This window comes from Paenibacillus xylanivorans, assembly GCF_001280595.1.
GTDB lineage: Bacteria > Bacillota > Bacilli > Paenibacillales > Paenibacillaceae > Paenibacillus > Paenibacillus xylanivorans.
In genome coordinates this window covers 58,979-81,570 of record NZ_LITU01000075.1, presented here as the reverse complement: position 1 = coordinate 81,570, position 22,592 = coordinate 58,979, and the positions used below count along the sequence as shown (strand labels likewise).

Sequence of the window (22,592 nt, the reverse complement as noted above, 5' to 3'; positions counted from 1 at the left end):
GTGTATGATTCAATTCCGGATATTTTGACTACGGTGGCTCAACGTTATATTGGTGACCATCCGAAACACTCCTTTTTGTTCCGAGCATACCACCGGGGAGGCTTCCGCAGACTTGGGGATTATCGTTATGATCTGAATCTGGATGCCAAGTGGAAAGAGGCTCGTGCAGGACAGTATGTGTACGTATGGGGCAAGTTGTGGAGCCAGCAGGAGGCCGCGTTAAATACGGGACTGAACTGTTATAGTCCGGTGACGGTCTATGTGAACGGAGAAGAAATTTTCAAATCCGAGCTGTTGCAGGAATTATTTCCCGAGCGAAGAACCCAGATCCCAATTGCCGTGAAATATGGCTGGAACGATGTGTTGCTTTGTTTTGTAAAAACAGAGGTCGGATTCGGCGGGATTTACGGAACGGCCTCATTTAAAAATTTTCCGCTTCACTTCCTCACCCCGGGTGTGGATCGCCAAGGTCAGGAGGGCTGGTTGTACTCGGAACCCGTCGATGAGCCTATAGCGTCACTTCCCCGTGACGGTATGACCGAAGCAGAAACAGGCCTTTCCTGGTATCCTCGCAGGGACTGGACAGAAGAGGAACAGGACATGGGTTGTTTCGCCAGAGTTCTGACAGGCATCGCAGATACGATAGATAAATCAGGTTCAGCAGATCCTTCCGACAACGAACAGCCGATGGTGGCTTATGCTTGGTCCAAGCTCGATGTAATCCAGCCTGGATCGTCACCAGTAATTTTACAAGGAACGCATGACGGTGCACTGACTTTATATGTGGACGGCAGGGAAGTATACACTGCTGGAGCTACCGGAACTTTCCATGTTGAGCTACCTCGTCGTTATGGCGCTTGTGATCTCGTAGCCAAAGGCGAAACGAAGGCTGGGAACGGCTCCTGGGGATTTACATTGAATACTGGGGAAACCTCAGATTCAAAAGGCTGGAGATTGAGACCTCCTCATCCAGTTGCGGGATGTCCTGATGCGTGGCTGTATACGGGCGTATTTTCTCCAGGCTCTGAACCGTCTCCCGATGACATCGTGGTAACAGATACCGTATTTGATGATGGAGCCCAAGGCGTGTACTGGCATGTAGATCTTCCCGAAACCAGTGTTCGTCCCTATTTGGAAAATACCCATTATGGGAAATGGAATTATCCACTAGGTGTTACCCTGCTTGGCCTTCTACAGATTGGACAGGAGTTGGGACGTGATGACTATGTTCAGTATGTGCGGGACCATATCGGCCTGAGTACATCGTTTGATCGTTATAGTCTATGGGATCGGGAACGGTATGGCGCCGCAGGAATCAATAATCAGTTGTCTGCAATCGACAGTCTGGATGATTGCGGTTCATTTGGCTCTACGCTGCTCGCAGCGATGGAACTCGGCGACATTCGTGGAGGCAGGGATACCGCAGATCGTATTGCGGACTACATTACAGATGAACAGGAACGTCTGGAGGACGGAGCCTTTTACCGTGTTCGTGGCAGCGGCGAGATGCGTCAGGAAACGATGTGGTGTGATGACCTGTATATGAGCACGCCTTTTCTGATGCGTTACGGTCAGTTAACGGGAGATACTTCTTATTGGGATGATGCGATCAACCAGTTTCTCATGTTCCGCAAATATCTCTATATTCCCGAACAGCAGATCATGTCCCATGTGTATGATTTTGTGCGTGGGCGGGCGACAGGCATTCCATGGGGGCGCGGAAATGGATGGGTTCTGTTTTCGCTAACCGAATTGCTATCGATTCTGCCAAGTGATCACGTTAAACGCCCGGAAATGCTGAGCTTCTACCGGGATTTATGTCAGGGATATCTGGCGCTGCAAGGTGAAAATGGACTCTGGCATCAGGTGCTGAACCGCCCGGATTCGTATGAGGAAACCTCTTGCACATCGATGTTCATCTACGCCTATGCCCGCGGCATTCGTGAAGGCTGGCTGGAGCAGCCCGCGGCCTTCCTGGATGCGGTGCGCAAAGGATGGGAAGGCATGACTCGTCTGTCCATTGATTACAAAGGCAATGTGTACGGTGTATGCCGGGGTTCGGGTTATTCCTTTACCGCACTCTATTACCGGGACGATCTGGGCTGGATTCTGAACGATACGCACGGTATCGGCATTGTGCTCTTGGCAGGAATTGAGGCATATAAAATGAACCAGCAGTTGAGCCGGATTTCGCTCGACTCAACGGTTAAAGCCTCACAACGCTAATACAGCAACCATGAGTTCATCTGCATGTAGCCTAACGACAAATAAAGCGGCAGAGCCCTAAGGCTTGCCGCTTTTTCCTTATGGATGGAAATATTCTATTCAGATTCCGAATTAAACGTGTGGTTAAAACAGCTCCAATTGCTCCGGTCCCTCTTCCTCCTCCGGTTCCGTACGGTCGGGGAAGGGCTTCACGGGCAGCTCCAGCAGCTCCATCATCATCTGTGCATTGGCAGCGGCGTCGCCGCCCGAGTTGTTGTTGAAAATCACATAAACATCCTTGCTCTGCTCTTGCAGTTGCTCCAGATAACCCTTCCACTCCAGCAGCTCTTCCTGGTTGTAGCGATACAGATAACGGGTCTCTCGCCAATTAGGTGCACCATTCTGATGCCAGCCTGATACATTGCGCCCATGCATACGTACCAGCGTCATCTCTGCGTCGGTAGCTTCGGGTACAATAGGGATAGAGCCTAGCCCTGCCTGAGGTTCATCACAGACGCTGTGAATCCAGCCTTGCTCCTTCAGAAAAGCCAGCGTCCGCTCTCGCATGCCTTCTTCATACCAGCTACGATGACGGAATTCGAGGGCACACGGTGTGCCTTCCATTCTCATCTTCACTTCACGCAGTTCATTGACGTTGTCCCGATTGCATTCAAACCATGGTGGATACTGAAACAAGGCTGCTTGCATCTTTCCTGCTTCCATGACAGGTTCCAACGATTCGCGAAAAGCCTTATACATCTCCGAGGTGCTGGTGAAATAGGGCTTTCCCCGTAGATGTCCTGTCATCCCTTGATAGGCTTTGATGATAAAAGAAAAGGATTCCGGCGTCTCCGCTGCCCAGCGTGCCATCCGGTCCCGAGGCTGAACCGCATAGAAGGAACTGTCTACCTCCACAGTCGTAAAATATTGTCCATACAGACGGAGCTTGTCTTTCGCTTTGGTACGGTTCGGGTATAAATCTTCCTGATCTCCCCAGCCCGTAAGTCCAATCCGAATCATAAATAACACCTCCTGCTGCTTCTCCTGTCAGCGTTCTCTTCATTCATTTCATTCATCTCATTCATCATATAAAAAATGGCGTATTGTTTCGATATTAATCTTCTATGTATAGTTAACCGATTCGCAGGGGCTTGACTATGTTTAACATTATATCGTGTGGTTTGCGGCCGTTCAATGCGGACAATCCTTGGGGATTTTTGAGTTTGAAGGATAAAGACGGTACAATGGCTAAAAACTATAGAGATATAATCCGGCTGGAATAACAGCGTATTACGGATAGTTGGGCCAGTGACCATGTGGAGGGCGATACGTAATGACGGAATGGTATGAAAAGAGTTTTGGAGAAGACTACCTTCTTGTGTACAAACATCGGGATGTACAAGGTGCATATCAGGAAGTACATAAAATGATAAACTGGTTAAAGCTTCAGCCAAAATCCCAGGTACTGGATCTGTGCTGTGGTATGGGCCGACATTCTCTCGCCCTTGCTGACGCTGGTTTCCATGTGACCGGAATCGACCTGTCTGATGTGCTTCTGCGTGAAGCACGCAACATGGACACCGAAAATCGTGTAGAGTGGTATCACGCCGATATGCGCGAGCTTCCACTGAAAGGCGGATTTGACGCTGTGGTCAATCTGTTTACCTCGTTTGGTTATTTCCGAGAGGATGGAGAGCAACTTCGAGTATTACGCGCCATTCATCGGATGCTGAAGCCGGGAGGCAGTTATATCATTGATTTTATGAACACAGCTTATGTGACTCGTCATCTGGTGCAGCATTCAACACGTGAAAGCGAAGGACAGAATATTGAGGAGTTTCGCAAGATCCAGGATGGATTTGTGCAAAAAGAAATTCACATCACCGATACCGCATCGGGCCAAAAACCACGAATCTATCAGGAACGCGTCAAGCTGTACACCCGTGAACAACTACGTGATCTGCTTCACGAGGCAGGGCTTATGGTGGATCAGGTACATGGCGGTTATGATGAAGAAAAGTACGATGAGCAGACATCGCCGCGGATGATTTTTGTCGGTCATCGGCCTGTGCAGTAGAGTTGGAGGAGAATATTAATGAAGCAAACGAAATCCATTTCCATGCCAGTAGGCATGCATCGGGTCAAGATTACTATGGCTTTTCCCCTGCGCTGGGTGAACAGCTATGTACTTCATGAACCGGACGGAACAATAACGATTGTTGACCCGGGACCACGCAGTGCTGAAACGGAACAGGAGTGGTACGAAGCACTCGCAGGTTTGAATTTAACTTTTCAGGATATTAAGCAAGTTGTGCTGACTCACCATCACCCCGATCATCTGGGGCTATCCGGCTGGATACAGCAGCAAACGGGTGCGCCTGTTCGAATGTCCACACGATCCCGCCAGGAGGCAGATTATATGTGGGGTCCTGATGCGACGATTAACAGGTTGCTGCCGGAATACTATGGTCGCCACGGGATGCCGGAAGACAAGACGGAGCAGATCGGCGGACATATGGAAGGATTCAACTCGCAGATTACGCCACTTCCGGTTGTAACACCGATTGAAGATGACGAATGGCTGGTTATGGGCGGGAAAAAGTGGCTTGCTGTAGAGACAGGTGGTCACGCGCCAGGACATCTATCCTTCTATGCGCCGGACTCCAGGGAGATCCTGTGTGGAGATGCGGTATTGCCGCAGATCTCACCGAATATCAGCCTGCAGCCGGGAAGTGACGACCAGCCCTTATTATCTTATATGGAAGGGTTGCATCGACTGGGGGCTTTGGATGTAGAGGTGGCATATCCAGGGCATCGGAATCCATTTAATCATTTTGCCGATCGAACGGTCCATCTGCTCACTCATCATGAAGAGCGCCTTCAGAAAATGATGGAGCGAATCCGCGAAGCACCGACGAATGCGTATGATGTCTGTGTATTGATGTTCGGCGACCGATTGGGAACACATCAGCTTCGCTTTGCGATGAGCGAGACGTTGGCGCATCTGCAGGAATTGATCCGGCGGGAGGTTATTGTACAGAAGCAGCAGCCCGACGGAGTGTTCTTATTTATAGAAAATACTTAGGTTTACAGACTTTGAGGCAGGAGTTCTTCCTGGTCAGAGTCTTTTTTTTTGCGTGTAACGACTTAAATAATGACTTAAATAAAATAAAGCTTTAGTCTCCCTTAACGGTTCATTCATCTTCTTTTAAGCCAGCACTTCTATGATAAATGCATGAACTTCGCCATAGAAAGCAGGGAAGAGCGATGACCAGGAAAGAACGAAACCAATGGAGAAAATGGCAAGCCTCAGCGGCAGCAACGTTGACCGTGGCTGCACTCTTTCAATATGTAAGAACTTCTGATGCCTTTGATGTCGCTTATGCGGCGGCTAATGGTTCCGATATAAGCAGTACAGCTTCTACCCAGGTGGATACCCAGGATGAAGTCATGGACGAATGGACGAACAACACAGATAGCAGTTCTAATGCCTCGTCGATTGAGGGCTATAGCCCAGATGAGGGAACGACTGATGGAAGCAACGGCATCATTCCAAATCAAGACAGATCGTCGGGCGGCTGGATATCAGATCAGAGCAGCAATCAGGATACAGACTCCGGTTTTAGCCGTGGCAACTATCAGTCACGCACAGGTGCATCATGAGCCGCACGAAGCAAGCCTTCCGTCTGCTTAGGTTCCGCTTCCGGGCGATGAACACGGACGTGGAAGTCCAGTTGGCTGCGGGACGGGAAGAGGCTGAGCATGCGGCAGCGCTGGTGAAAAATTGGTTCGAAACGCAGGAACAGCGTTTCAGCCGATTTGCGGCAGACAGTGAATTGAATCGTCTGAATCGTTGCACAGGCTGGATGCCAATCTCCGCAGCAATGGATGAAGTGTTAAGTTTGGCATACGGTTATATTGGTCAGACGGAAGGGATTTTTCAGCCAGGTATCTCTCAGGCTCTGCGAGCTTCTGGTTACGATGTCAGCTTCGAGCAACTGCAACAAAGAGAGCTTCATCCATCAGGAACCGAACGCAGATTGGACATCCGACATTCGGATATAAAAGATATGTTGAGAGACGAATATGACTATAGTCGCCCACGTTGGATTCAAAGGGAAGGTAGTAGAATGGTTCATAAGGACCCTGGAACTGAGCTGGACCTTGGGGGCATTGTTAAGGGCTGGGCCGTTGAGCGTATTGCCGATTGGTTGCAACGTACACTTCATATTCCGGCCGGGTTAATTAATGCAGGTGGAGATATACAGGCGTGGGGGACAACGGATCATCCGATGTGGTCCGTGCAAGTCACCGATCCTTCTCAAGAGGAGCGTAATCTGATAGGGAATATTCAGTTGAGGAAAGGTGCAGTTGCCACTTCTGGTATTGTGCGAAGACAGTGGCAGAATACGGACGGTAACCTTTCGCATCATTTGATTGATCCCCGGACGATGAAGCCCGCGGATACGGATGTTTTACAGTGTACCGTTCTGGGCCAGCATGCATCGCAATGTGAGATTATTGCCAAGACCGTTTGTATCTTGGGGAGCATCGAAGCGGTAGGCTGGTTAAACCGACATTACGATCGGCATGACGTCCTGTGGATGACTCGGGATGGGAGTACTTATTTTAGGGGGAATACCGATACGCTCGCTGAACGCTGGCCTGGTTTCGATCCGGATCACCGCTTCAGTCTTATATAAACGACAAGTCTATCAGATATGGGGGAGCCGGCTATGGCACAATGGATTGTAAATGACCTGCCGACGTGGAATATCATTCGAATTAGTGGGATAGCCGCTTATTTGCTGCTTTTTACGGGTGTATTTCTGGGAATCGCCCAAGGGATGCCCATGGCCAAAGGCAAACCCAAAGTGGCCATGTTTAAATGGCATACACGGACGACTTGGCTCGCCTTCGGACTTGGACTTGTGCATGCGTTAACCCTATATATTGATCACTATAGCCCGTTCACTTGGAGTGAATTGCTCATTCCATTTACTGCTTCAGTGCATCCAATTGGCAGCGGACTGGGCACGTTATCCTTTTATGGTTTGGTGATCGTCCTGCTATCCAGTGACCTGCGTAACAAGCTCGGTCGCAAATGGTGGTTTATATTCCATATGTTGTCTTATCCCGTATTCATCGGTTTATTGTTTCATGGCATGGTTACCGGCTCTGATTCAGGTAATGTGCTTATGCGTCTGATGTATGTATTTACTGGCTTGAGCATCATTGGTATTACGGTACTTCGTGGTTTGTTGCGAGAACGCAAAGGCCCGGATATTACGATTGGCCCCAGTCGTGTACAGTCTAAGCCGGCATCAGCCGAACAGAATTGGAGAGAAGTGTATCGTCTGTCGGGAGCGGGAAGACAGGAGTATTTGAAATGGCGTATTACGAAATAAGCGAATATATCCAAAAGAAGCGGCCTGGTGGCCGCCTTTTTGTCATGATTAGAATCGTCTTGAATGTACTTGGTTCGTTCAATTCCAACATCCTAATCACCCATGCAAATTATACGATATCATCGCTGACCGGTTTTTCTCCCAAAGCTTCTTCAAGCTCCGATTGTTTGCGATGCGCAATCCGACTGCTGGCCGCCGAGGCGATAGCCCCCACGATATCATCCAGAAACGTGTGCACAGGCCCGAGGCTCTTGTCGTTTAAACGTTCAAGTACACCGGGTTTTAGCTTGTCTACATAGCCGTAATTCGTAAATCCGATACTGCCATATACGTTGACGATGGAGAATGCAAGAATCTCATCCACGCCATATAACCCTTCATCATTCTCAATCATCTCCTGCAAAGGAGAAATGAGTTGACCCTGTTCTGCCAGAAGATCAAGTTGGATGCCGGTCAAAACAGCGTTCTGTACCTCGCGCTTACGGAGAACCTTCTCCACATTGTCAATACATTCTTCCATCGTAAGACCCGGATAATACTTTTTCTGCAGCATCATAACCAGTTCTGCAATCTCAAGGATCGTAACGCCCCGCTTGTGCAGCCATTCCCTTGTGGCCTCTGCCACTTTACGGCTATTCAGGCTGTAAGGGATTTTTTCTTGCTCAGGATGTTCCATGGGCGATTCCTCCTCTGAAGTTAGCAATGTCCCTACACTTGTATCCTAATACGTTATTAACCGTTTTGGGTTTCTTTTACTACCTTCGATGGGGATGGAGCGCCTGTTTTTGGCTTTATGCATGGTGAGCTTGTTTAAAAAGTAGTTATTTTTTGGACAAAGGCTCGTATACATGGTAGTACAAACTGTAAAAATGATGAGGGGGAACGTGATCATGAGTAAGATCCGTTATTTGCGTACAGCTTCTGCAGCTGCGCTGTTGAGTATTCCTGTGGTGTTATCAGGATGTGGCATGTTTGGGGCACAGTCCTCCGAGGCAATCGATCCACCGCCGCCAATTCAGGAAGCGGCCATGATTCAGGCGGCCGAGGGCAATGGATCACTCGCCAAGCTGCCGCTTACAACCGTGTATTTGCAGGACCAGCAAGGTTTGCTGGCTCCGGTATCCATGACCCTTCCGTCGGGGACGGACGTTAGCAGTCCCAAAACGGCCCTGGATACGCTCGTGACTGGCGGTCCATATGCAGGAATGTTGCCTGAAGGGTTTCAGGGCGTTCTCCCGCAGGGCACCGTTGTTCAGAACGTAACGATTCATTCGGATGACAAGCTGGCAGTTGTGGAGTTCTCCGGCAACTTTGCCAAGTATGATGCCAAGAATGAGCGCAAAATGCTGGAGGCTGTAACCTGGACACTCACCGGTACACCGGATGTGCAGAACGTACAGATCTGGGTGGACGGCAAAAAGCTGACGCAAATGCCAGTAAACAGTACGCCGCTGCCGGAACCGTTGAACCGGGCGGTGGGCATCAATCTCGATTTGGGTGATACATTCACGACCAACAGCAGTCCTGTGACGGTTTATTTTTCAGCCGCTTCGCCTGCAGGCATCCAATATTATGTTCCGGTCACACGTCTTGTGACACCAGGTGGAGATCGGGTGCAGGCAGCGTTGAACGAGTTGATCAAGGGGCCAGCCAAAGGCGGCGAGCTGGAAGAGGTTATGACAGGCGGAACCCAGCTGCAATCGGTCAAAACGTCCGAGGATGGAACCGTAACGGTTGCACTCAAAGACGACATGTTCATCGAGGGAGATGTCGTACCAAGTGAACTGTTACAATCCGTGGTGTTGACCACGGCCGAGAACATAGCAGGCAAGGAAGCTAAAGTCCAGATCGAATGGAATGGCCAAAAGACAGTCATGAGTGATGATAATCGGGATTACAGTGCCCCCGTATCGAAGCCTGAATATATCAATGAAATTCCAATTTAAGCCACAAAGAGCTGTCTGGCGTACGGTTGACAGAACTCTTGGTGGATAGGATGCTTTTAACAGAACTCTTTGGGGGACAGGATGCTTTTAAGTGAACTCTTTGGTAATATAGAAGGGATTAGTAAAAGTAAGAACAAGCTCGACATTACAGGATGCTTAAGTCGTAGGAGGCAGAAATGATGAGATCTAACGGACGAACCAGCGACCAGCTGCGCCCGATGAATTTAACAATTAACACGAATAAATACGCCGAAGGTTCTGTACTGATTGAAGTGGGAGATACCAAGGTTATCTGTACAGCTACTGTGGAGGAACGTGTTCCTCCCTTTATGAAAGGGCAGGGTAAAGGTTGGGTTACGGCCGAATACTCCATGCTGCCACGTGCAACACATACCCGGAACCAGCGTGAAGCGAACCGCGGCAAATTGACTGGACGCACCATGGAAATTCAGCGTCTGATTGGCCGGGCATTGCGCTCGGTCGTTAATTTGCAGGCGCTGGGTGAACGTACGATTACACTGGACTGTGATGTTATACAAGCAGACGGGGGTACACGTACAACGTCCATTACCGGTTCGTTTGTAGCTCTGGCTCTCGCTGTGAACAAAATTGCCCAACAACATAAACTGCAAGTGTTCCCGATTACGGACTTCATTGCAGCGGTAAGTGTGGGTGTAGTTGGAGAACAGCCTGTGCTGGATCTGAACTATGATGAAGATTCCAAAGCCAAGGTGGACATGAACCTGGTGATGACAGGCGGCGGGAAATATGTGGAGCTTCAGGGAACAGGCGAAGAAGCACCATTTGACCGTCGTGAGCTGAACGCGATGCTGGAGCTGGGTGAGCAGGGCATTCTGGAAATGATTGAGCGTCAAAAAGAAGTTCTTGGTCCTATTGCACTCAAGATCGGTGCTCGTGGATTAGGAGAAGCTTAAGATGAGTTTGGATAGCTCAATAATCATTGTTGCAACCCGCAATGCGGGGAAAGTACGTGAATTTACCCATGCATTTGCTCCGCTGGGCAAAGAGGTCAAAAGCATGTTCGACTATCCGGAGCTGCCGGATGTCGTTGAGGATGGCGTAACCTTTGCCGAGAATGCCTGGAAGAAAGCCAAAGCGGTGGGGGATGCACTTGGGCTTCCTGTCCTGGCTGACGATTCGGGATTGTGCGTGGATCTGCTGGACGGTGACCCGGGAGTGTACTCTGCGAGATATGCTGGCGAAGGCGCAACCGATGCGAAGAACAATGCCAAGCTGCTTGAGACACTGGAATCGCTCAAATCCGGTGAAGATACGGAGCAACCGCTGCTGAGTCCGGCCCGTTTCGTCTGTGCACTGGTGCTGTATGATCCGGCAACCGGAGACAAGTATGAATCAGAAGGCATGGTGGAAGGTTGGATCACAGCAGAAGCAGCCGGTGGTGGTGGTTTTGGATATGACCCACTCTTCTATGTGCCTGAATACGAGATGACGATGGCAGAGCTTACGCTGGAGCAAAAGCAGGCGATCAGTCACCGGGGTCATGCGCTGAGAGCGCTCGTATCCACACTGGAAGGCTGAGCTTCAACCGAATCGGTTCATACGAATATGAATGTATAAGGCGAATTAGTGCCTTACTTAAATATCAAAGCGTTAGTGGAAGGTAATAATCATTCCTGTGGGATGGTTTACCAACCATTAACGTTTTTTTATTTTATTGCGTGAGTTAATCTCAACAAGGCCAGTCCGTGGACCCAAAATAAATCCCGGTTTTGTTCAAGAGAGTGATGGAACGTATGTTCTTATACCTATGGAGGGAAATACGATGATTTCACGTTTGAGCAGAGCATTAGGACCGGGGTTGGAAGAAGTTGCAAGCTTTATGGTGTATGGGTTAACATTCAAATTAACGAATCATCAATGAACTCAAACGGAGGGGATTTGCTTATGCAAGAAGTGAAGCTAACGGTGTCTTATGATGATTATGAGAACGGTATTCGAATGGGGAAGTTTATCAGGGAACTGGCCGCCACACCGGAGGCTGGTTCGCTGGAGAGCCTGATTATTGGAGACTGGGGACAAGCTTATGAAAATTCGCCGGATGAATTCATGGGCACGCTCATTGAACTGGCTCCAAGCTTTCCGTCTTTGAAGAAACTGTTTATCGGAGATATGGGCTTTGAAGAATGCGAGGTATCTTGGATTATTCAGACGGATCTCACACCACTATTGGTTGCTTTTCCTGAATTGAAGTCCTTCTCAGTGAAGGGCAGCAGCGGACTAAGTCTGGAGCCAATTCAGCATGCCAAACTTGAAGAATTGATCATTATTTGCGGTGGTCTGCCCCAAGGCGTGTTAGCTTCAATTGCTCGGGCAAAGTTGCCTGAATTGCGCAAGCTTGAACTGTATTTGGGCGTGGAGGATTATGGATTCGACGGTTCACTCCAAGATGTACTGCCACTTTTGGAACAGGGCTTATTTCCAAAGCTCGTCTACCTGGGTTTGAAAGATAGTGAGATTCAGGATGAGATTGCGAAAGCTGCAGCGGAGGCTCCGATTCTGGATCAACTTGAAGTCCTGGATCTGTCAGAGGGAACGTTGTCTGATGAAGGGGCTGAGGCGCTGCTTGCCAGTGACAAAATCAAAAAACTTAAACATCTCAATCTCAGTTATCACTACATGACGGACGAAATGCTCATTCGCTGGAAACGTTCTGGCATATCTGTAGATGTCAGCGAGCAACAACAGAGTGATGAAGATGACTGGCGTTACCCGTCGTTAACGGAATAAATGATGTCAGGCATGACGGAAATGGAACAAAATTTGCAACGCCAATTTAAGGATTCGGATAAAACTCTGGAGCAGCCTTTATTGTTAATTGGGAACCCGAATAATCGCCGTACCCTTGGATTACAGGAGGCAAGACAGCGTCTTGGCTTACAACCTGCACTTGTGCTGCCTTATGCCCGTTTGCTAAAGACTTGGAGAAAGGGCGGAACTATGGCAGATGCCGTACAGCAATGTCTGAAAGGGGAAGTTGCTGCACACACGCACGGAGCGAAGTGGACATCTTCACCAGCATCCATGTCATATGCGAATCATGATTCAGTTTACGGAGCGAGTAACGTACCTCTTATTCGAATGGATGCCCCAGGCGAGGAGTGGGAGGTGGAGCGTGAGCTGCTCTTTCTCGGAGCAGTGAATGATACAGCTCAGTTAACGGATGGTACTTCTGCAAGAATGATTCCGGCAGAACAGACACTCGCTCTTGAACAGGATTGGGGGCAGATATATGCCCCTGGTCAATGGTTTCGTGGCTGGAAGGCATGTTTGGAACGAATCGGCCGTGAAGCTCGGGAATTTTGGCCCAATGCACGTTTCATGAATGATCCCCATGACATTGCGATCATGTTTGATAAAAGGAAATGTCAGCAACATCTATCCTCACACGGGGTTCAGATCCCTCCAATGCTCCCATCATCGGAGTTGATCAGCAATTATGAAGACCTGCGCCTAGCGATGAAAGCTGCCGGTATGAATCGCGTTTTTGTAAAACTTGCGTGTGGCTCCGGGGCTTCAGGTGTTGTTGCCTATCAAATTAATCCGCGAACGGGTGCCGAAATCGCCATAACCACGGTGGGAATGGAACGGGTTCAGGGAAAGACCATTTTTTACAATGAAGGCCGGATGCGCAGGTACACATGTACTTCGGAGATTTCACCGCTCATGGATTGGCTGTGTGCTGAGGGTGCCCAGATTGAACGTTGGATGGCAAAAGCGTCCCTGGGTTCAAGCGTGTTTGATATTCGCCAGCTTGTGGCAGGAGGACAAGCAGGTCATGCCGTCGTACGGCTTAGTCAGACACCGATCACCAATCTGCATTTGCGCAATGAGAGGTTGCTGCCCACAGAAGCGGGGCTGGATGAACAGAATATGGAACGGGTTCAGACGGCAGCGAAAGCGGCGATGGCTGCCTTCCCCAACTCATGGTCAGCCGGTATTGATGTGATGCTCAGTGGTGGCACTGAGCATCGTGCTTATATTCTGGATGTGAATCCGTTCGGAGATTTATTGTACAGAGTACAGCATAAAGGACTTGGAACCTATGAGTGGGAAATGAAGCTTTTGCGAGAGGAGCCTTACAACCATGACTGATATGAACACCATCGTTTGCTCCCATGATCTGTTGATGATTACGCTGGACACGTTAAGGTATGACGTCGCCAAGTTGGAAGAGCAGAATTGCCCCAACCTGTGCGGTTCGGGTTCCTGGGAGCAGCGACATACCCCGGGAAGTTTTACGTATGCGGCACATCATGCCTTTTTTGGCGGCTTCATGCCTACACCTGCCAATACGGATAAAGCCTCTCACGTACGACTTTTTCATTCCCGGAATACCGGATTAAAGACTCATCCACATACCTGGTTGTTCGACACACCAGATATCGTATCCGGGTTTGCAGCTGAAGGGTACCGTACGATTTGTATTGGCGGGGTCATTTTCTTCACCAAGAAAAATCCAATCGCCAAAGTGCTGCCGGGTTATTTTCAGCAGAGCTACTGGCGGATGAATTTTGGGGTGACCAACCCCAAATCGACCGAGCATCAGGTTCAGCATGCCTTGAAGCTGCTGGAGCAAAGCGCACCAGATGAGAAGCTGTTTTTGTTCCTGAATGTGTCTGCCATCCATGGGCCCAATCGCTATTTTGTGGAGGGTGCAAGAGAGGATTCGGTAGAAACACAGCGTGCAGCGCTTCGGTATGTGGACGAGGCCCTTGGGCCATTGTTTGATGCAATGAGGCAGCGTTCACGGCCTACGTTTTGTTTAGCTTTTTCCGATCATGGCACGGCTTATGGTGAGGATGGTTATCAGGGGCACAGGTTGGCGCATGATGTTGTCTGGAATGTGCCTTACCGTGAATTTATTTTATAGAACAATGCTTCATATCATTAACAATTACAAACCGGATACAGGGAGGAAACCGATGGACGATCAATCTCAACATACGACAGCAGGTCATTCCGCACAGTCCGGATCCAATACAGCTACAGGTCTCAGAGAAGTGCTTGCTTCCCCCTATCGCTCTTATTTATATTCATATCCCCACAAGACCGCATATCGGGAATTAAACCCGCCGTTACCGCTCGGTCCATTGTGGGAACGTGAGAACACCGATACGTATTTTTTATATATGCACATTCCGTTTTGCGCTGCTCGTTGCGGATTTTGCAATCTGTTCACGTTGCCAGATCGCCGTGATGACACCCATGTGCGTTATGTGGATGCGCTGGAACGGCAAGCCAGGCAATGGGCACCACTCACATCACGCAGACCCTATTCGAGGTTTGCCATCGGTGGCGGAACGCCCACATTATTAAATGAAATTCAGTTGAAACGCTTGTTTGATATTGCGGAACAGGTGATGGGGCTTGATCCAACGCAAGCCTCGATCTCGGTAGAAACGTCACCGGACACCGTAACTGACACGAAGCTGCGGATTATGAAGGAGCGAAGCGTGGACCGGGTTAGTATGGGCATCCAGAGTTTTATTGAAGCGGAAGCCGCTGCGATCTACCGTCCACAGAAACCGCAGGAAGTGGAACGCGCGCTTGAGAAGCTTGCGCGTTTTGAATTTCCTTTGTTGAATCTGGATCTGATCTATGGGCTGCCGGGACAAACGGTGGAATCATGGCTGTATTCCCTGGAACGTGTCCTCTCATATGAGCCGGGTGAGATTTTTATTTATCCACTGTACACTCGCGAGAATACCATTGTGAAACCCGATGATATCCAGCGTCAGGGACCGGATATTCGGATGGAACTGTATAAGGCTGCGCGTGAGACCTTAAAAAGCCGGGGCTATGTCCAGTATTCCATGCGCAGATTTGCGAAAGAGCAATCTTCTTTTGGCAGTAAGGAGCTTCTACCCTACAGCTGTCAGGAGGAAGGCATGGTTGGTCTGGGATGCGGTGCACGCTCGTATACCAGTGAAGTACACTATGCTTCCAAGTATGGCGTTAGTTATAAGGCTACACAAAGCATCATCGCCGATTATGTGGCAACCGAGCGCTATGATGTGGCCGATTACGGCATTGTACTGAGCCGGGAGGAGCAGAAGCGTCGCTTTATTCTGAAAGCCTTGCTGCATCGGGAAGGCTTGGCACTGACCGATTATTATCAGCGATTCGAAACGGAAGTCATGTCAGACTACGGATGGTTGAGTGAATTGCTGTCGGAGGGCATGGCTGAGCTTGGACAGGACGATAAGGATAACCAGGTGCTGCGTCTGACAGAAGAGGGATTGGGCTACTCGGATGCCATTGGAGATTGGCTCATCTCCGCTGAGGTTCGAGAAGAAATGGAAGGGTTCGTGTTCTTATGAGAGCAACCTTGTATTATCGGGGAAAGCTGTCGTCCTGTAATTACGACTGTCCATACTGCCCGTTTAGCAAAACGGTAGATTCCAAGGAGACGCTGGAAGTGGATGAACAACAACTGCGTCAATTTGTAAATTGGGTGAGGGAACAGGAGAGCGCCGGACATCAATTTTCAATTTTCTTTAACCCGTATGGAGAAGCTCTGGTACGTCGCTGGTACCGCGAAGCCATGATAGAGCTGTCCCATATGCCACATGTGGACAAAATTGCAGTTCAAACCAACCTGTCCGTCAAACTGGACTGGGCCCGTGAATTGAACCGTGATAAAGCGGCGTTCTGGGCGACATATCATCCGCGTGAGACGAAGGAGTCTTCCTTTGTCAAACAATGTCTGACTTTACGTGAGATAGGACTTGCTTTTAGTGTGGGGACGGTTGGATTGCGTAGTGCATTCCCGGCTATTGAATCGATGAGGCAGGCTTTACCCGAAGATGTGTATATGTGGATCAATGCCTTTAAAGATCGACCGAAGTATTACACTGTAGATGAGGTCGACTTTTTACAATCCGTTGATCCGCTGTTTGAAGGGAACCTGCGGGATTACGAAAGTTTGGGTAAACGCTGTTCCGCTGGTTCGGAGGTGTTTTATGTGCAAGGGTCAGGGCATGTAAAAAGGTGTTACAAAGATCGGCGGATCATAGGGCATTTATACCGCGATGGTTTGGAAACTTTAGCCGCAGATCGACCGTGCAGCATGAAGAAGTGTGGTTGTTACATCGGTTACATTCATATGGAGGATTCTCCCTTCAGAGATATCTTTGGCAGCGGATTGCTTGAACGGAATCCGGCTGCAATCCATGGATAGGCAGAAGGCCTCCAACCAAAGTTTTAAAGTGAATATTATTTGGTTTTATATATTAAATGGGTGCTTGGTAAGAACAGCTATGCTGTTCACCAGACACCCATTTTTAATATTTACCTATAAAGTTGATCCCTGTATAGCTTACCGAATGGCAACTTTATACGTACGGAGCCACGAGTTGATCTGTGTCAGATAAGCAAACAGCTGTGGACCCGACATTAACTGTCCAAACCAAGGCAGGTTCGATGAAGCATCCGATGAGGAGGCCAATTTGCGAATTTGAGCTTTATCGATTAATGGCAAGATCGGCGAGCTTGCGTCATCCAAAATATCAAGAACCTGCTGTTTAACGGCAGCCAGGTACTGCGGGTTATGTGTTTTCGGATACGGGCTCTTTTTGCGGTACAACACATCGTCAGGCAATACACCTTCCAGCGCTTTACGCAGAATTCCTTTTTCCCGTCCGCCTGTCATCTTCATTTCCCAAGGGACGTTAAACGCATATTGAATTAAACGATGATCACAGTAAGGCACCCGAACTTCAAGCCCGGCCCCCATACTCATCCGATCTTTTCGATCCAGAAGTGTAGGCATGAACCGGGTGATGTTCAGATAGGACATGACTCGCATTTGGGCTGCCTTACCAGTTTCCCCATCGAGTAAAGGCACTTCAGCCACTGCATCCGAATAGCGATCCGCGAGATATTCCAGCGGCTTGATCCATTCCCGAATGTCCGGGGATAACAATCCTGCTCGCATGTCAGGAGCTACGGACCATGGGAATGTACCGGAGTTCAGCATCTCTTCCCGATGGAACCAGGGATAACCGCCAAATACTTCATCCGCCGCTTCGCCTGAAATGGCAACCGTGGCCCCTTTTTTGATTTCTTTACAGAAAAGATAGAGGGAGGAATCTACATCTGCCATGCCGGGCAAATCCCGTACAAGCATGGCCTGAGTCAGGGCGTGCACCAGTTCGCCATTTTCAATCTCAATCCAGTGATGATCCGTCTTTAGTTCATCCACCATTCGCTTAATCCAGGGTCCATCTGCACCAGGCTGGAAGGAATGGGCCTGAAAATGCTTTGCATTATCCACGTAGTCGACCGAATACGTGCTGACTTGACCCTGACCGGTACGGTTGTAATAATCCACCGCTAACGCAGATAGAGCACTTGAATCCAGTCCCCCTGACAACAGGGAGCAGACAGGAACGTCCGAGGCAAGCTGTCGTTCTAATGTATCTTGCAACAGACTGCGTACCTCGGCAGCTGTTTCTTCCAGATTATGTTCGTGGTGCTGACTTTCCAGCTTCCAGTAAGCATAGGTTTTAATACCGTTTCGGTTGTAGATAAGCGCATGTGCAGGTTTGAGCTCGTTAAGGGAGGAATATACGCCGTGTCCAGGTGTCCGGGCAGGCCCCACAATGAATACCTCTGCCAATCCTTCAGGGCCAACAACAGCTTCAACATCCGGGTGGATGAGCAGTGCTTTGGGTTCTGAGCCGAATACGAGGATATTTTTTGCATTACTGTAGAACAGGGGTTTGACGCCCAGGCGATCACGTGCGATAAAAACCTGTTCGCGTCCACCGTCCCATATGGCAAAAGCAAAAATCCCGTTAAACCGGTCAACACAGGCCGGTCCCCACTCAATATAAGAGGCGAGCAGCACTTCCGTATCACATTGTGTGCGGAAATGGTGTCCCCGCTGGAGCAATTCCTTTTTCAACTCGGGGGCGTTGTATAGTTCTCCGTTATACACGACGGTATAGGAGGTGTCTCCCTGTAACGCATGCATGGGCTGTGCCCCGTTTTCCGGGTCCATAACGCTGAGACGCCGATGTCCGAACGCACAAGGATTGGAGATCCATGTACCTGAAGCGTCGGGCCCCCGGTTCGACAAGCTGTCCGTCATCCGGACCAGCAGCTCTGATTCCTGGGTCAAGTCCCGATTCCACTGAATGAAGCCGGTTATACCGCACATGGTTTGTTCATCCTTTCTTAGTCGAGTCATTCATCCGTATGGCTGCTTGAGTCGCTAACAGCCAGCAAATGTTGTCTTTTTCGTCAGAAGTCGTAACAAATATATGCCGAAAGCAGGCATAAAATGTCTGTCCTCTTCGGAAACTATATCTAGGGACAACGGCCTCAACATGCCTGTGAAGGAGAGAACTTGCAAATGGACAGTATGACCTATTATGTATCTGTCATGGGGCGCTCCGTTATTCCGGACCCGTACGCAACGTCGTATGAATGGGTTATCCAAGCGACGCCTCAAGAGGCGGAACAATTACTGGGACTGCTTAATCTAATGCAGGAAAAAGAGGAGGAAGCCTTTCCAGGAATGGTATTCCCTTGGCCGGATACGCCGGAGGAGTCTGTAAACCGTGCATATGAAGCTGTATTACAGCAGGTGTATCGGGAGATTTATCGCTTGGGAACACCGGAGACCCGATACCAGATCGAACAAAGTACATGAAATGGACAAAGGAGCGCGATAACAAATGTATGCCATTCAGGATGCCAAAATACGCAGATTAACCGAAGTGGATGGATTGTCTTGTGCAGAAGTTGAGGTACAGCCTGGAAATACGGGTGATCCTTCTTTGCTTGTATACGTTGCGGCTACCCAGCCGGGGAATTCGCTTGAAGTCGTTCGAATTGTACGCAATCACTCGGATGCAGTCCTGGATTGGTACAATAACAATATGCACACAGCGTTTGAAGATGCGACGGAAACGGCGTTTGAGAACAGTGAAGGCATTGCAGCAGGGGAAGACAAAGCCCGCTTTCAGAGTGAGCTACTTGCTTTCGGATTACTGGGGCCGACGCTTCAGCGCTATTTGGTGGGGCAAGGTTAAGGTAGGTGTTCCAACAAATGCCGATAGCCGCAAAGGATAAGCGGAATTACCCGGAGCCATACTAAATGCAAGTTCCGGGGAGGTGATAGCAATGGCTTCCAAGTTCAAGAAAAACAAAGGGAACCTTTATGCGCATCATACCGAGTTTGCCGAGGAAGTGCTCGCCATTAACAGCAAGCGTCCTGCCCAGAGAAATCCGTGGCGTCAGGGAAACAAGTAACCGGAATGCAGAAACCCGCCCTTCTTTTGAAAGGCGGGTTTTTGAATGTTTAATTTAACTTGATTGTGAAGCTTGTGTTCAGGCATATTCACGCAGCACTTGAATCCCTTTGACAATATTGTATACAAAGCTTAATGCATAAATGACAAAGAACAGAATTACAAATCCGACAGCGGAACCCAGACTGTGGGCGGTAACAAAGAAATAAAGCAGCGGGATTGCCGCAAGAAACGGGAATATATGCGAGAATAAAGCCCGTTTAGCATGTCCCTCAATATAGTTGTCCTTGGCAACAATCCAAATAATGATGGGAAACAGGAACGGGGCGAAGAAAATACTAAAATAGGATAATGCTGATAAAAGTTGTCTCATAGCGTTTCTCTCCTTTATCTAATTCAGTGAAATGTATGTATGCAAAAGATTACCCAGCAATACTCATCATGAATATGTTTGCCCATTTTCTATATGCATCTGAGCTTAATATCCTCAATATTGCCTGCTTAAAGCATTCATATTCTGTACAAGTGTTGAGTATGAGAATATTACGTTCAAGTCATGTGGAAAGATGCAATTATTAATTTTTTTTATAAAACTATTGAAAAATATAGAAATCAGAGTATAATAGAAATCGCGCCGTATTTTTTATACATATTTGTCTCAGTAGCTCAGCAGGATAGAGCAACGGCCTTCTAAGCCGTCGGTCGGGGGTTCGAATCCCTCCTGGGACGTAAGAAAAAGCTTCCTTCGGGAGGCTTTTTTGCGTACAGGGGATGAGAACCCCAATGGTTCGTCGGAGGATAAGCTTCGGTAGGAAAATGTAGCAGTCTAGATCGACATCATAGAAAAGTGCTATTTGCAGATCATACATTCTATGCTACAATTTTGAGGTTTATATAATTATTATCTAGATAAATTCGTTTTACAACGTGAAAAAAACATTTTTTCTGAAAATATTTTTATTATATTAGGGGTTGATAGTTGCAATGCTAAAATTATCTGATTTATATCTTGGTGATATTGATGCAAAATATGAGCTTTTATCGAATTCTCCAGAAGAAAAAGATAGATTTGTGAAATCGTTTTTAATACCTGAAAATGTAATTATTGAACATTTTTTGACTGGGAGAAAATATTATATTACTGGATTGAAAGGAACTGGGAAAACGGCTTTATTACGCTACATTTCTATATCTGCTGAGAAAGCGGTCGGCGCTGCAACATCCTTTATCCTTTTCAAAACACAATTTTCTGAAGATGATAGAAAAGATTTAACTAATTTTGCTGGGGCAACTGTAATTGATACAGAAGATATACCTGATGATATTGATTATGAAAATATCTGGCGATGGTATATCCATAGACATATTGTTCAACAAATTATTGATAGAGAAATTCCTATGTTCGTAGAGAACAGAGAATGGAACAAGTATAAGACTTGTGTACTGGCACCAAAGTTAGGAAATGAGGATTCGGGTATCGCGAGTAAGTTACCAAAAATTAAAAATGGAAGTATAGAACTTGGGGCAGGATTGACTGATATAAGTGGTAAATTAGGATTAGAGTTTGAATATGATGATAATGATAAAACGAAAGTGAAATTTAATTCTATCGTAAGGCAAGCGGATAACTTATTCAATAAATTGAGTTCTGATATTGCTAGTATGCTCATTTTTATTGATGAGTTAGAACTGTCCCATCTTACAAAAAACATTTATGAAAGAGATATTAAACTAATTCGCGATTTGATTATTGCTGTAGAACAGTTTAATACATTGTGTAAAGAATCTTCTAAAAATATTAAAATTATCTGCGCTGTTCGATCTGAAGTTCTTTCAGCTATCTCATCTTCAGGCAAAGAAATTAACAAGCCTGTAAGCAGCTTTGGGGTCCCTGTAATATGGCATCAATCAGGAGGTGACATTCTTAAACACCCTATTTTAAAAATATTGGTGCAAAGAATTATTTCTTCTGAATCTGTTTACAATGAGAAAACTAGGACTCCTATAGAAGTCTGGAATAAATGGTTTCCTGATAAAGTCCAATCTACACGTGTAACTGATTACATATTACATCGAACGTGGTATAGACCAAGGGACATAATTCGATTGTTGACTTTAGCTCAGAATCAGTTTCCAAGTGAGACTAAATTTAGTCACAAAGTTTTTGATGGAATAAGGAAGCAGTATTCAATTGACAGTTGGACAGAAATGGCGGAAGAACTTCGTGCAACCTATAATCAAGAAGAAATCGATGGTATTAGAAGATTGTTATATGGTTACAAACCTTATTTTATCTATAAAGATTTTCAAGTGAGAAGCGAAGAACTCTCTATAACATATGATTCTATTAAGATATTACTTGATAATCATCGATTAAGTAACATAGTTATACATTTGTTTAGAATAGGGATTATAGGAAATGTTTCTAAGGATGGTAAGAATAGATGGGCATTCCGAGGAGATGATGAAGTTATCCTTGAAAAAAGATTAGCAATCCATAGAGCTCTTTGGCAGTATTTATCAGTCTAATTTTACAGTATTCTTTAAACCCCTTATACAGAAGAGAACCTTCTAAAGGTATTTTAAAAAAGGCTTTCAATTAAATTTGGGAGTCTTTGTGTTAAAAAGACTTATAGGTATAACCTATTAATAGTATAGAATTTATATATTTAAATAATAAGCCGTCTTGTGACACAATGAAGATATCAATCATGAAAGCGACGGTGGGATCC

At 47.5% G+C, this 22,592-nt stretch carries 22 protein-coding genes and 1 tRNA gene; 19 read left to right on the top strand and 4 right to left on the bottom strand.

Annotation, left to right across the window (positions count from 1 at the left end; genetic code table 11):
- The first annotated feature begins 33 nt into the window (after positions 1-33).
- Positions 34-2,226 (top strand): glycoside hydrolase family 88/105 protein, encoded by a 2,193-nt coding sequence (locus AMS66_RS23685; RefSeq protein ID WP_236703609.1) that lies wholly within the window; start codon positions 34-36, stop codon positions 2,224-2,226.
- Between the two features lie 123 nt (positions 2,227-2,349).
- Here AMS66_RS23685 and AMS66_RS23680 read toward each other — a convergent pair whose 3' ends face one another.
- On the bottom strand, positions 2,350-3,225 hold the full coding sequence (locus tag AMS66_RS23680) for a DUF72 domain-containing protein (protein ID WP_053783137.1): 876 nt from the start codon (positions 3,223-3,225) through the stop codon (positions 2,350-2,352).
- A 313-nt stretch (positions 3,226-3,538) separates the two neighbouring features.
- On the opposite strand from AMS66_RS23680, the gene AMS66_RS23675 reads away from it, so the two are divergent.
- The 5 genes from AMS66_RS23675 (at position 3,539) to AMS66_RS23655 (ending at position 7,613) form a co-directional block, all read left to right on the top strand.
- Complete coding sequence (locus AMS66_RS23675) at positions 3,539-4,282, top strand: class I SAM-dependent methyltransferase (protein WP_053783136.1); 744 nt, start codon at positions 3,539-3,541, stop codon at positions 4,280-4,282.
- 18 nt (positions 4,283-4,300) lie between these two features.
- Positions 4,301-5,290, top strand: a complete 990-nt coding sequence (locus AMS66_RS23670; RefSeq protein ID WP_053783135.1) for an MBL fold metallo-hydrolase — start codon at positions 4,301-4,303, stop codon at positions 5,288-5,290.
- Positions 5,291-5,472: 182 nt separating this feature from the next.
- Positions 5,473-5,868: a hypothetical protein gene (locus AMS66_RS23665; protein WP_053783134.1), complete on the top strand. Its 396-nt coding sequence runs from the start codon at positions 5,473-5,475 to the stop codon at positions 5,866-5,868.
- Positions 5,865-6,908 carry an FAD:protein FMN transferase gene (locus AMS66_RS23660; RefSeq protein WP_053783133.1) on the top strand — a complete coding sequence of 348 codons (1,044 nt, stop codon included), beginning with the start codon at positions 5,865-5,867 and terminating at the stop codon, positions 6,906-6,908. Before AMS66_RS23665 ends, AMS66_RS23660 begins: the two co-directional genes overlap by 4 nt.
- A gap of 33 nt (positions 6,909-6,941) precedes the next feature.
- The gene (locus AMS66_RS23655; RefSeq protein WP_053783132.1) at positions 6,942-7,613 is read left to right on the top strand and encodes a ferric reductase-like transmembrane domain-containing protein; all 672 of its coding nucleotides are present in this window, start codon (positions 6,942-6,944) and stop codon (positions 7,611-7,613) included.
- Between the two features lie 109 nt (positions 7,614-7,722).
- Here the strand turns inward: AMS66_RS23655 and AMS66_RS23650 are convergent, their stop codons facing one another.
- Complete coding sequence (locus tag AMS66_RS23650; RefSeq protein WP_053783131.1) at positions 7,723-8,289, bottom strand: phosphatidylglycerophosphatase A family protein; 567 nt, start codon at positions 8,287-8,289, stop codon at positions 7,723-7,725.
- A 214-nt stretch (positions 8,290-8,503) separates the two neighbouring features.
- Between AMS66_RS23650 and AMS66_RS23645 the strand changes: the two genes are divergently transcribed.
- From AMS66_RS23645 to AMS66_RS23610, 8 genes are all read left to right on the top strand, one after another.
- Positions 8,504-9,559: a GerMN domain-containing protein gene (locus AMS66_RS23645; RefSeq protein ID WP_053783130.1), complete on the top strand. Its 1,056-nt coding sequence runs from the start codon at positions 8,504-8,506 to the stop codon at positions 9,557-9,559.
- A gap of 176 nt (positions 9,560-9,735) precedes the next feature.
- Positions 9,736-10,494 (top strand): ribonuclease PH, encoded by a 759-nt coding sequence (gene rph, locus AMS66_RS23640; RefSeq protein WP_053783129.1) that lies wholly within the window; start codon positions 9,736-9,738, stop codon positions 10,492-10,494.
- A gap of 1 nt (position 10,495) precedes the next feature.
- Positions 10,496-11,119 carry an XTP/dITP diphosphatase gene (locus AMS66_RS23635; protein WP_053783128.1) on the top strand — a complete coding sequence of 208 codons (624 nt, stop codon included), beginning with the start codon at positions 10,496-10,498 and terminating at the stop codon, positions 11,117-11,119.
- A gap of 366 nt (positions 11,120-11,485) precedes the next feature.
- Complete coding sequence (locus tag AMS66_RS23630) at positions 11,486-12,328, top strand: STM4015 family protein (protein WP_053783127.1); 843 nt, start codon at positions 11,486-11,488, stop codon at positions 12,326-12,328.
- The gene (locus AMS66_RS23625; protein WP_236703594.1) at positions 12,329-13,693 is read left to right on the top strand and encodes an STM4014 family protein; all 1,365 of its coding nucleotides are present in this window, start codon (positions 12,329-12,331) and stop codon (positions 13,691-13,693) included.
- Entirely contained in the window at positions 13,686-14,471 is a 786-nt protein-coding gene (locus AMS66_RS23620) for an STM4013/SEN3800 family hydrolase (protein WP_053783126.1), read from the top strand. Before AMS66_RS23625 ends, AMS66_RS23620 begins: the two co-directional genes overlap by 8 nt.
- 52 nt (positions 14,472-14,523) lie before the next feature.
- Positions 14,524-15,921: an STM4012 family radical SAM protein gene (locus AMS66_RS23615; protein WP_053783125.1), complete on the top strand. Its 1,398-nt coding sequence runs from the start codon at positions 14,524-14,526 to the stop codon at positions 15,919-15,921.
- Positions 15,918-16,781: an STM4011 family radical SAM protein gene (locus tag AMS66_RS23610; RefSeq protein WP_053783124.1), complete on the top strand. Its 864-nt coding sequence runs from the start codon at positions 15,918-15,920 to the stop codon at positions 16,779-16,781. Before AMS66_RS23615 ends, AMS66_RS23610 begins: the two co-directional genes overlap by 4 nt.
- A 138-nt stretch (positions 16,782-16,919) precedes the next feature.
- Here the strand turns inward: AMS66_RS23610 and asnB are convergent, their stop codons facing one another.
- Positions 16,920-18,764 (bottom strand): asparagine synthase (glutamine-hydrolyzing), encoded by a 1,845-nt coding sequence (asnB, locus tag AMS66_RS23605; RefSeq protein ID WP_053783123.1) that lies wholly within the window; start codon positions 18,762-18,764, stop codon positions 16,920-16,922.
- Between the two features lie 195 nt (positions 18,765-18,959).
- Here asnB and AMS66_RS23600 point away from each other — a divergent pair, with 195 nt between their 5' ends.
- The 3 genes from AMS66_RS23600 to AMS66_RS34445 all read left to right on the top strand — a co-directional run bounded on the left by AMS66_RS23600 (position 18,960) and on the right by AMS66_RS34445 (position 19,861).
- Positions 18,960-19,259 carry a hypothetical protein gene (locus tag AMS66_RS23600; RefSeq protein WP_053783122.1) on the top strand — a complete coding sequence of 100 codons (300 nt, stop codon included), beginning with the start codon at positions 18,960-18,962 and terminating at the stop codon, positions 19,257-19,259.
- A 25-nt stretch (positions 19,260-19,284) separates the two neighbouring features.
- Positions 19,285-19,641, top strand: coding sequence for a hypothetical protein (locus AMS66_RS23595; RefSeq protein WP_053783121.1), 357 nt, complete (start codon positions 19,285-19,287; stop codon positions 19,639-19,641).
- Positions 19,642-19,732: 91 nt separating this feature from the next.
- Positions 19,733-19,861: a hypothetical protein gene (locus AMS66_RS34445; RefSeq protein ID WP_256336669.1), complete on the top strand. Its 129-nt coding sequence runs from the start codon at positions 19,733-19,735 to the stop codon at positions 19,859-19,861.
- Positions 19,862-19,939: 78 nt separating this feature from the next.
- Here the strand turns inward: AMS66_RS34445 and AMS66_RS23590 are convergent, their stop codons facing one another.
- Positions 19,940-20,233 carry a DUF4870 domain-containing protein gene (locus AMS66_RS23590; protein WP_053783120.1) on the bottom strand — a complete coding sequence of 98 codons (294 nt, stop codon included), beginning with the start codon at positions 20,231-20,233 and terminating at the stop codon, positions 19,940-19,942.
- Positions 20,234-20,515: 282 nt separating this feature from the next.
- On the opposite strand from AMS66_RS23590, the gene AMS66_RS23585 reads away from it, so the two are divergent.
- A tRNA-Arg gene (locus AMS66_RS23585) sits at positions 20,516-20,589 on the top strand.
- 255 nt (positions 20,590-20,844) lie between these two features.
- Positions 20,845-22,389 carry a P-loop ATPase, Sll1717 family gene (locus tag AMS66_RS23580; RefSeq protein ID WP_053783119.1) on the top strand — a complete coding sequence of 515 codons (1,545 nt, stop codon included), beginning with the start codon at positions 20,845-20,847 and terminating at the stop codon, positions 22,387-22,389.
- Positions 22,390-22,592: the final 203 nt, after the last annotated feature.

Excerpts from the sequence above, each read along its gene's own strand:
- AMS66_RS23610 (WP_053783124.1), top strand. The coding sequence starts at position 15,918 with ATGAGAGCAACCTTGTATTATCGGGGAAAGCTGTCGTCCTGTAATTAC.
- AMS66_RS23625 (WP_236703594.1), top strand. The coding sequence starts at position 12,329 with ATGATGTCAGGCATGACGGAAATGGAACAAAATTTGCAACGCCAATTT.
- AMS66_RS23655 (WP_053783132.1), top strand. The coding sequence starts at position 6,942 with ATGGCACAATGGATTGTAAATGACCTGCCGACGTGGAATATCATTCGA.
- AMS66_RS23620 (WP_053783126.1), top strand. The coding sequence starts at position 13,686 with ATGACTGATATGAACACCATCGTTTGCTCCCATGATCTGTTGATGATT.
- AMS66_RS23660 (WP_053783133.1), top strand. The coding sequence starts at position 5,865 with ATGAGCCGCACGAAGCAAGCCTTCCGTCTGCTTAGGTTCCGCTTCCGG.
- AMS66_RS23630 (WP_053783127.1), top strand. The coding sequence starts at position 11,486 with ATGCAAGAAGTGAAGCTAACGGTGTCTTATGATGATTATGAGAACGGT.
- AMS66_RS23590 (WP_053783120.1), bottom strand. The coding sequence starts at position 20,233 with ATGAGACAACTTTTATCAGCATTATCCTATTTTAGTATTTTCTTCGCC.
- AMS66_RS23665 (WP_053783134.1), top strand. The coding sequence starts at position 5,473 with ATGACCAGGAAAGAACGAAACCAATGGAGAAAATGGCAAGCCTCAGCG.
- AMS66_RS23675 (WP_053783136.1), top strand. The coding sequence starts at position 3,539 with ATGACGGAATGGTATGAAAAGAGTTTTGGAGAAGACTACCTTCTTGTG.
- AMS66_RS23615 (WP_053783125.1), top strand. The coding sequence starts at position 14,524 with ATGGACGATCAATCTCAACATACGACAGCAGGTCATTCCGCACAGTCC.
- AMS66_RS34445 (WP_256336669.1), top strand. The coding sequence starts at position 19,733 with ATGGCTTCCAAGTTCAAGAAAAACAAAGGGAACCTTTATGCGCATCAT.
- rph (WP_053783129.1), top strand. The coding sequence starts at position 9,736 with ATGATGAGATCTAACGGACGAACCAGCGACCAGCTGCGCCCGATGAAT.
- AMS66_RS23580 (WP_053783119.1), top strand. The coding sequence starts at position 20,845 with ATGCTAAAATTATCTGATTTATATCTTGGTGATATTGATGCAAAATAT.
- AMS66_RS23650 (WP_053783131.1), bottom strand. The coding sequence starts at position 8,289 with ATGGAACATCCTGAGCAAGAAAAAATCCCTTACAGCCTGAATAGCCGT.
- AMS66_RS23635 (WP_053783128.1), top strand. The coding sequence starts at position 10,496 with ATGAGTTTGGATAGCTCAATAATCATTGTTGCAACCCGCAATGCGGGG.
- AMS66_RS23645 (WP_053783130.1), top strand. The coding sequence starts at position 8,504 with ATGAGTAAGATCCGTTATTTGCGTACAGCTTCTGCAGCTGCGCTGTTG.
- AMS66_RS23595 (WP_053783121.1), top strand. The coding sequence starts at position 19,285 with ATGTATGCCATTCAGGATGCCAAAATACGCAGATTAACCGAAGTGGAT.
- AMS66_RS23670 (WP_053783135.1), top strand. The coding sequence starts at position 4,301 with ATGAAGCAAACGAAATCCATTTCCATGCCAGTAGGCATGCATCGGGTC.
- AMS66_RS23600 (WP_053783122.1), top strand. The coding sequence starts at position 18,960 with ATGGACAGTATGACCTATTATGTATCTGTCATGGGGCGCTCCGTTATT.
- asnB (WP_053783123.1), bottom strand. The coding sequence starts at position 18,764 with ATGTGCGGTATAACCGGCTTCATTCAGTGGAATCGGGACTTGACCCAG.
- AMS66_RS23680 (WP_053783137.1), bottom strand. The coding sequence starts at position 3,225 with ATGATTCGGATTGGACTTACGGGCTGGGGAGATCAGGAAGATTTATAC.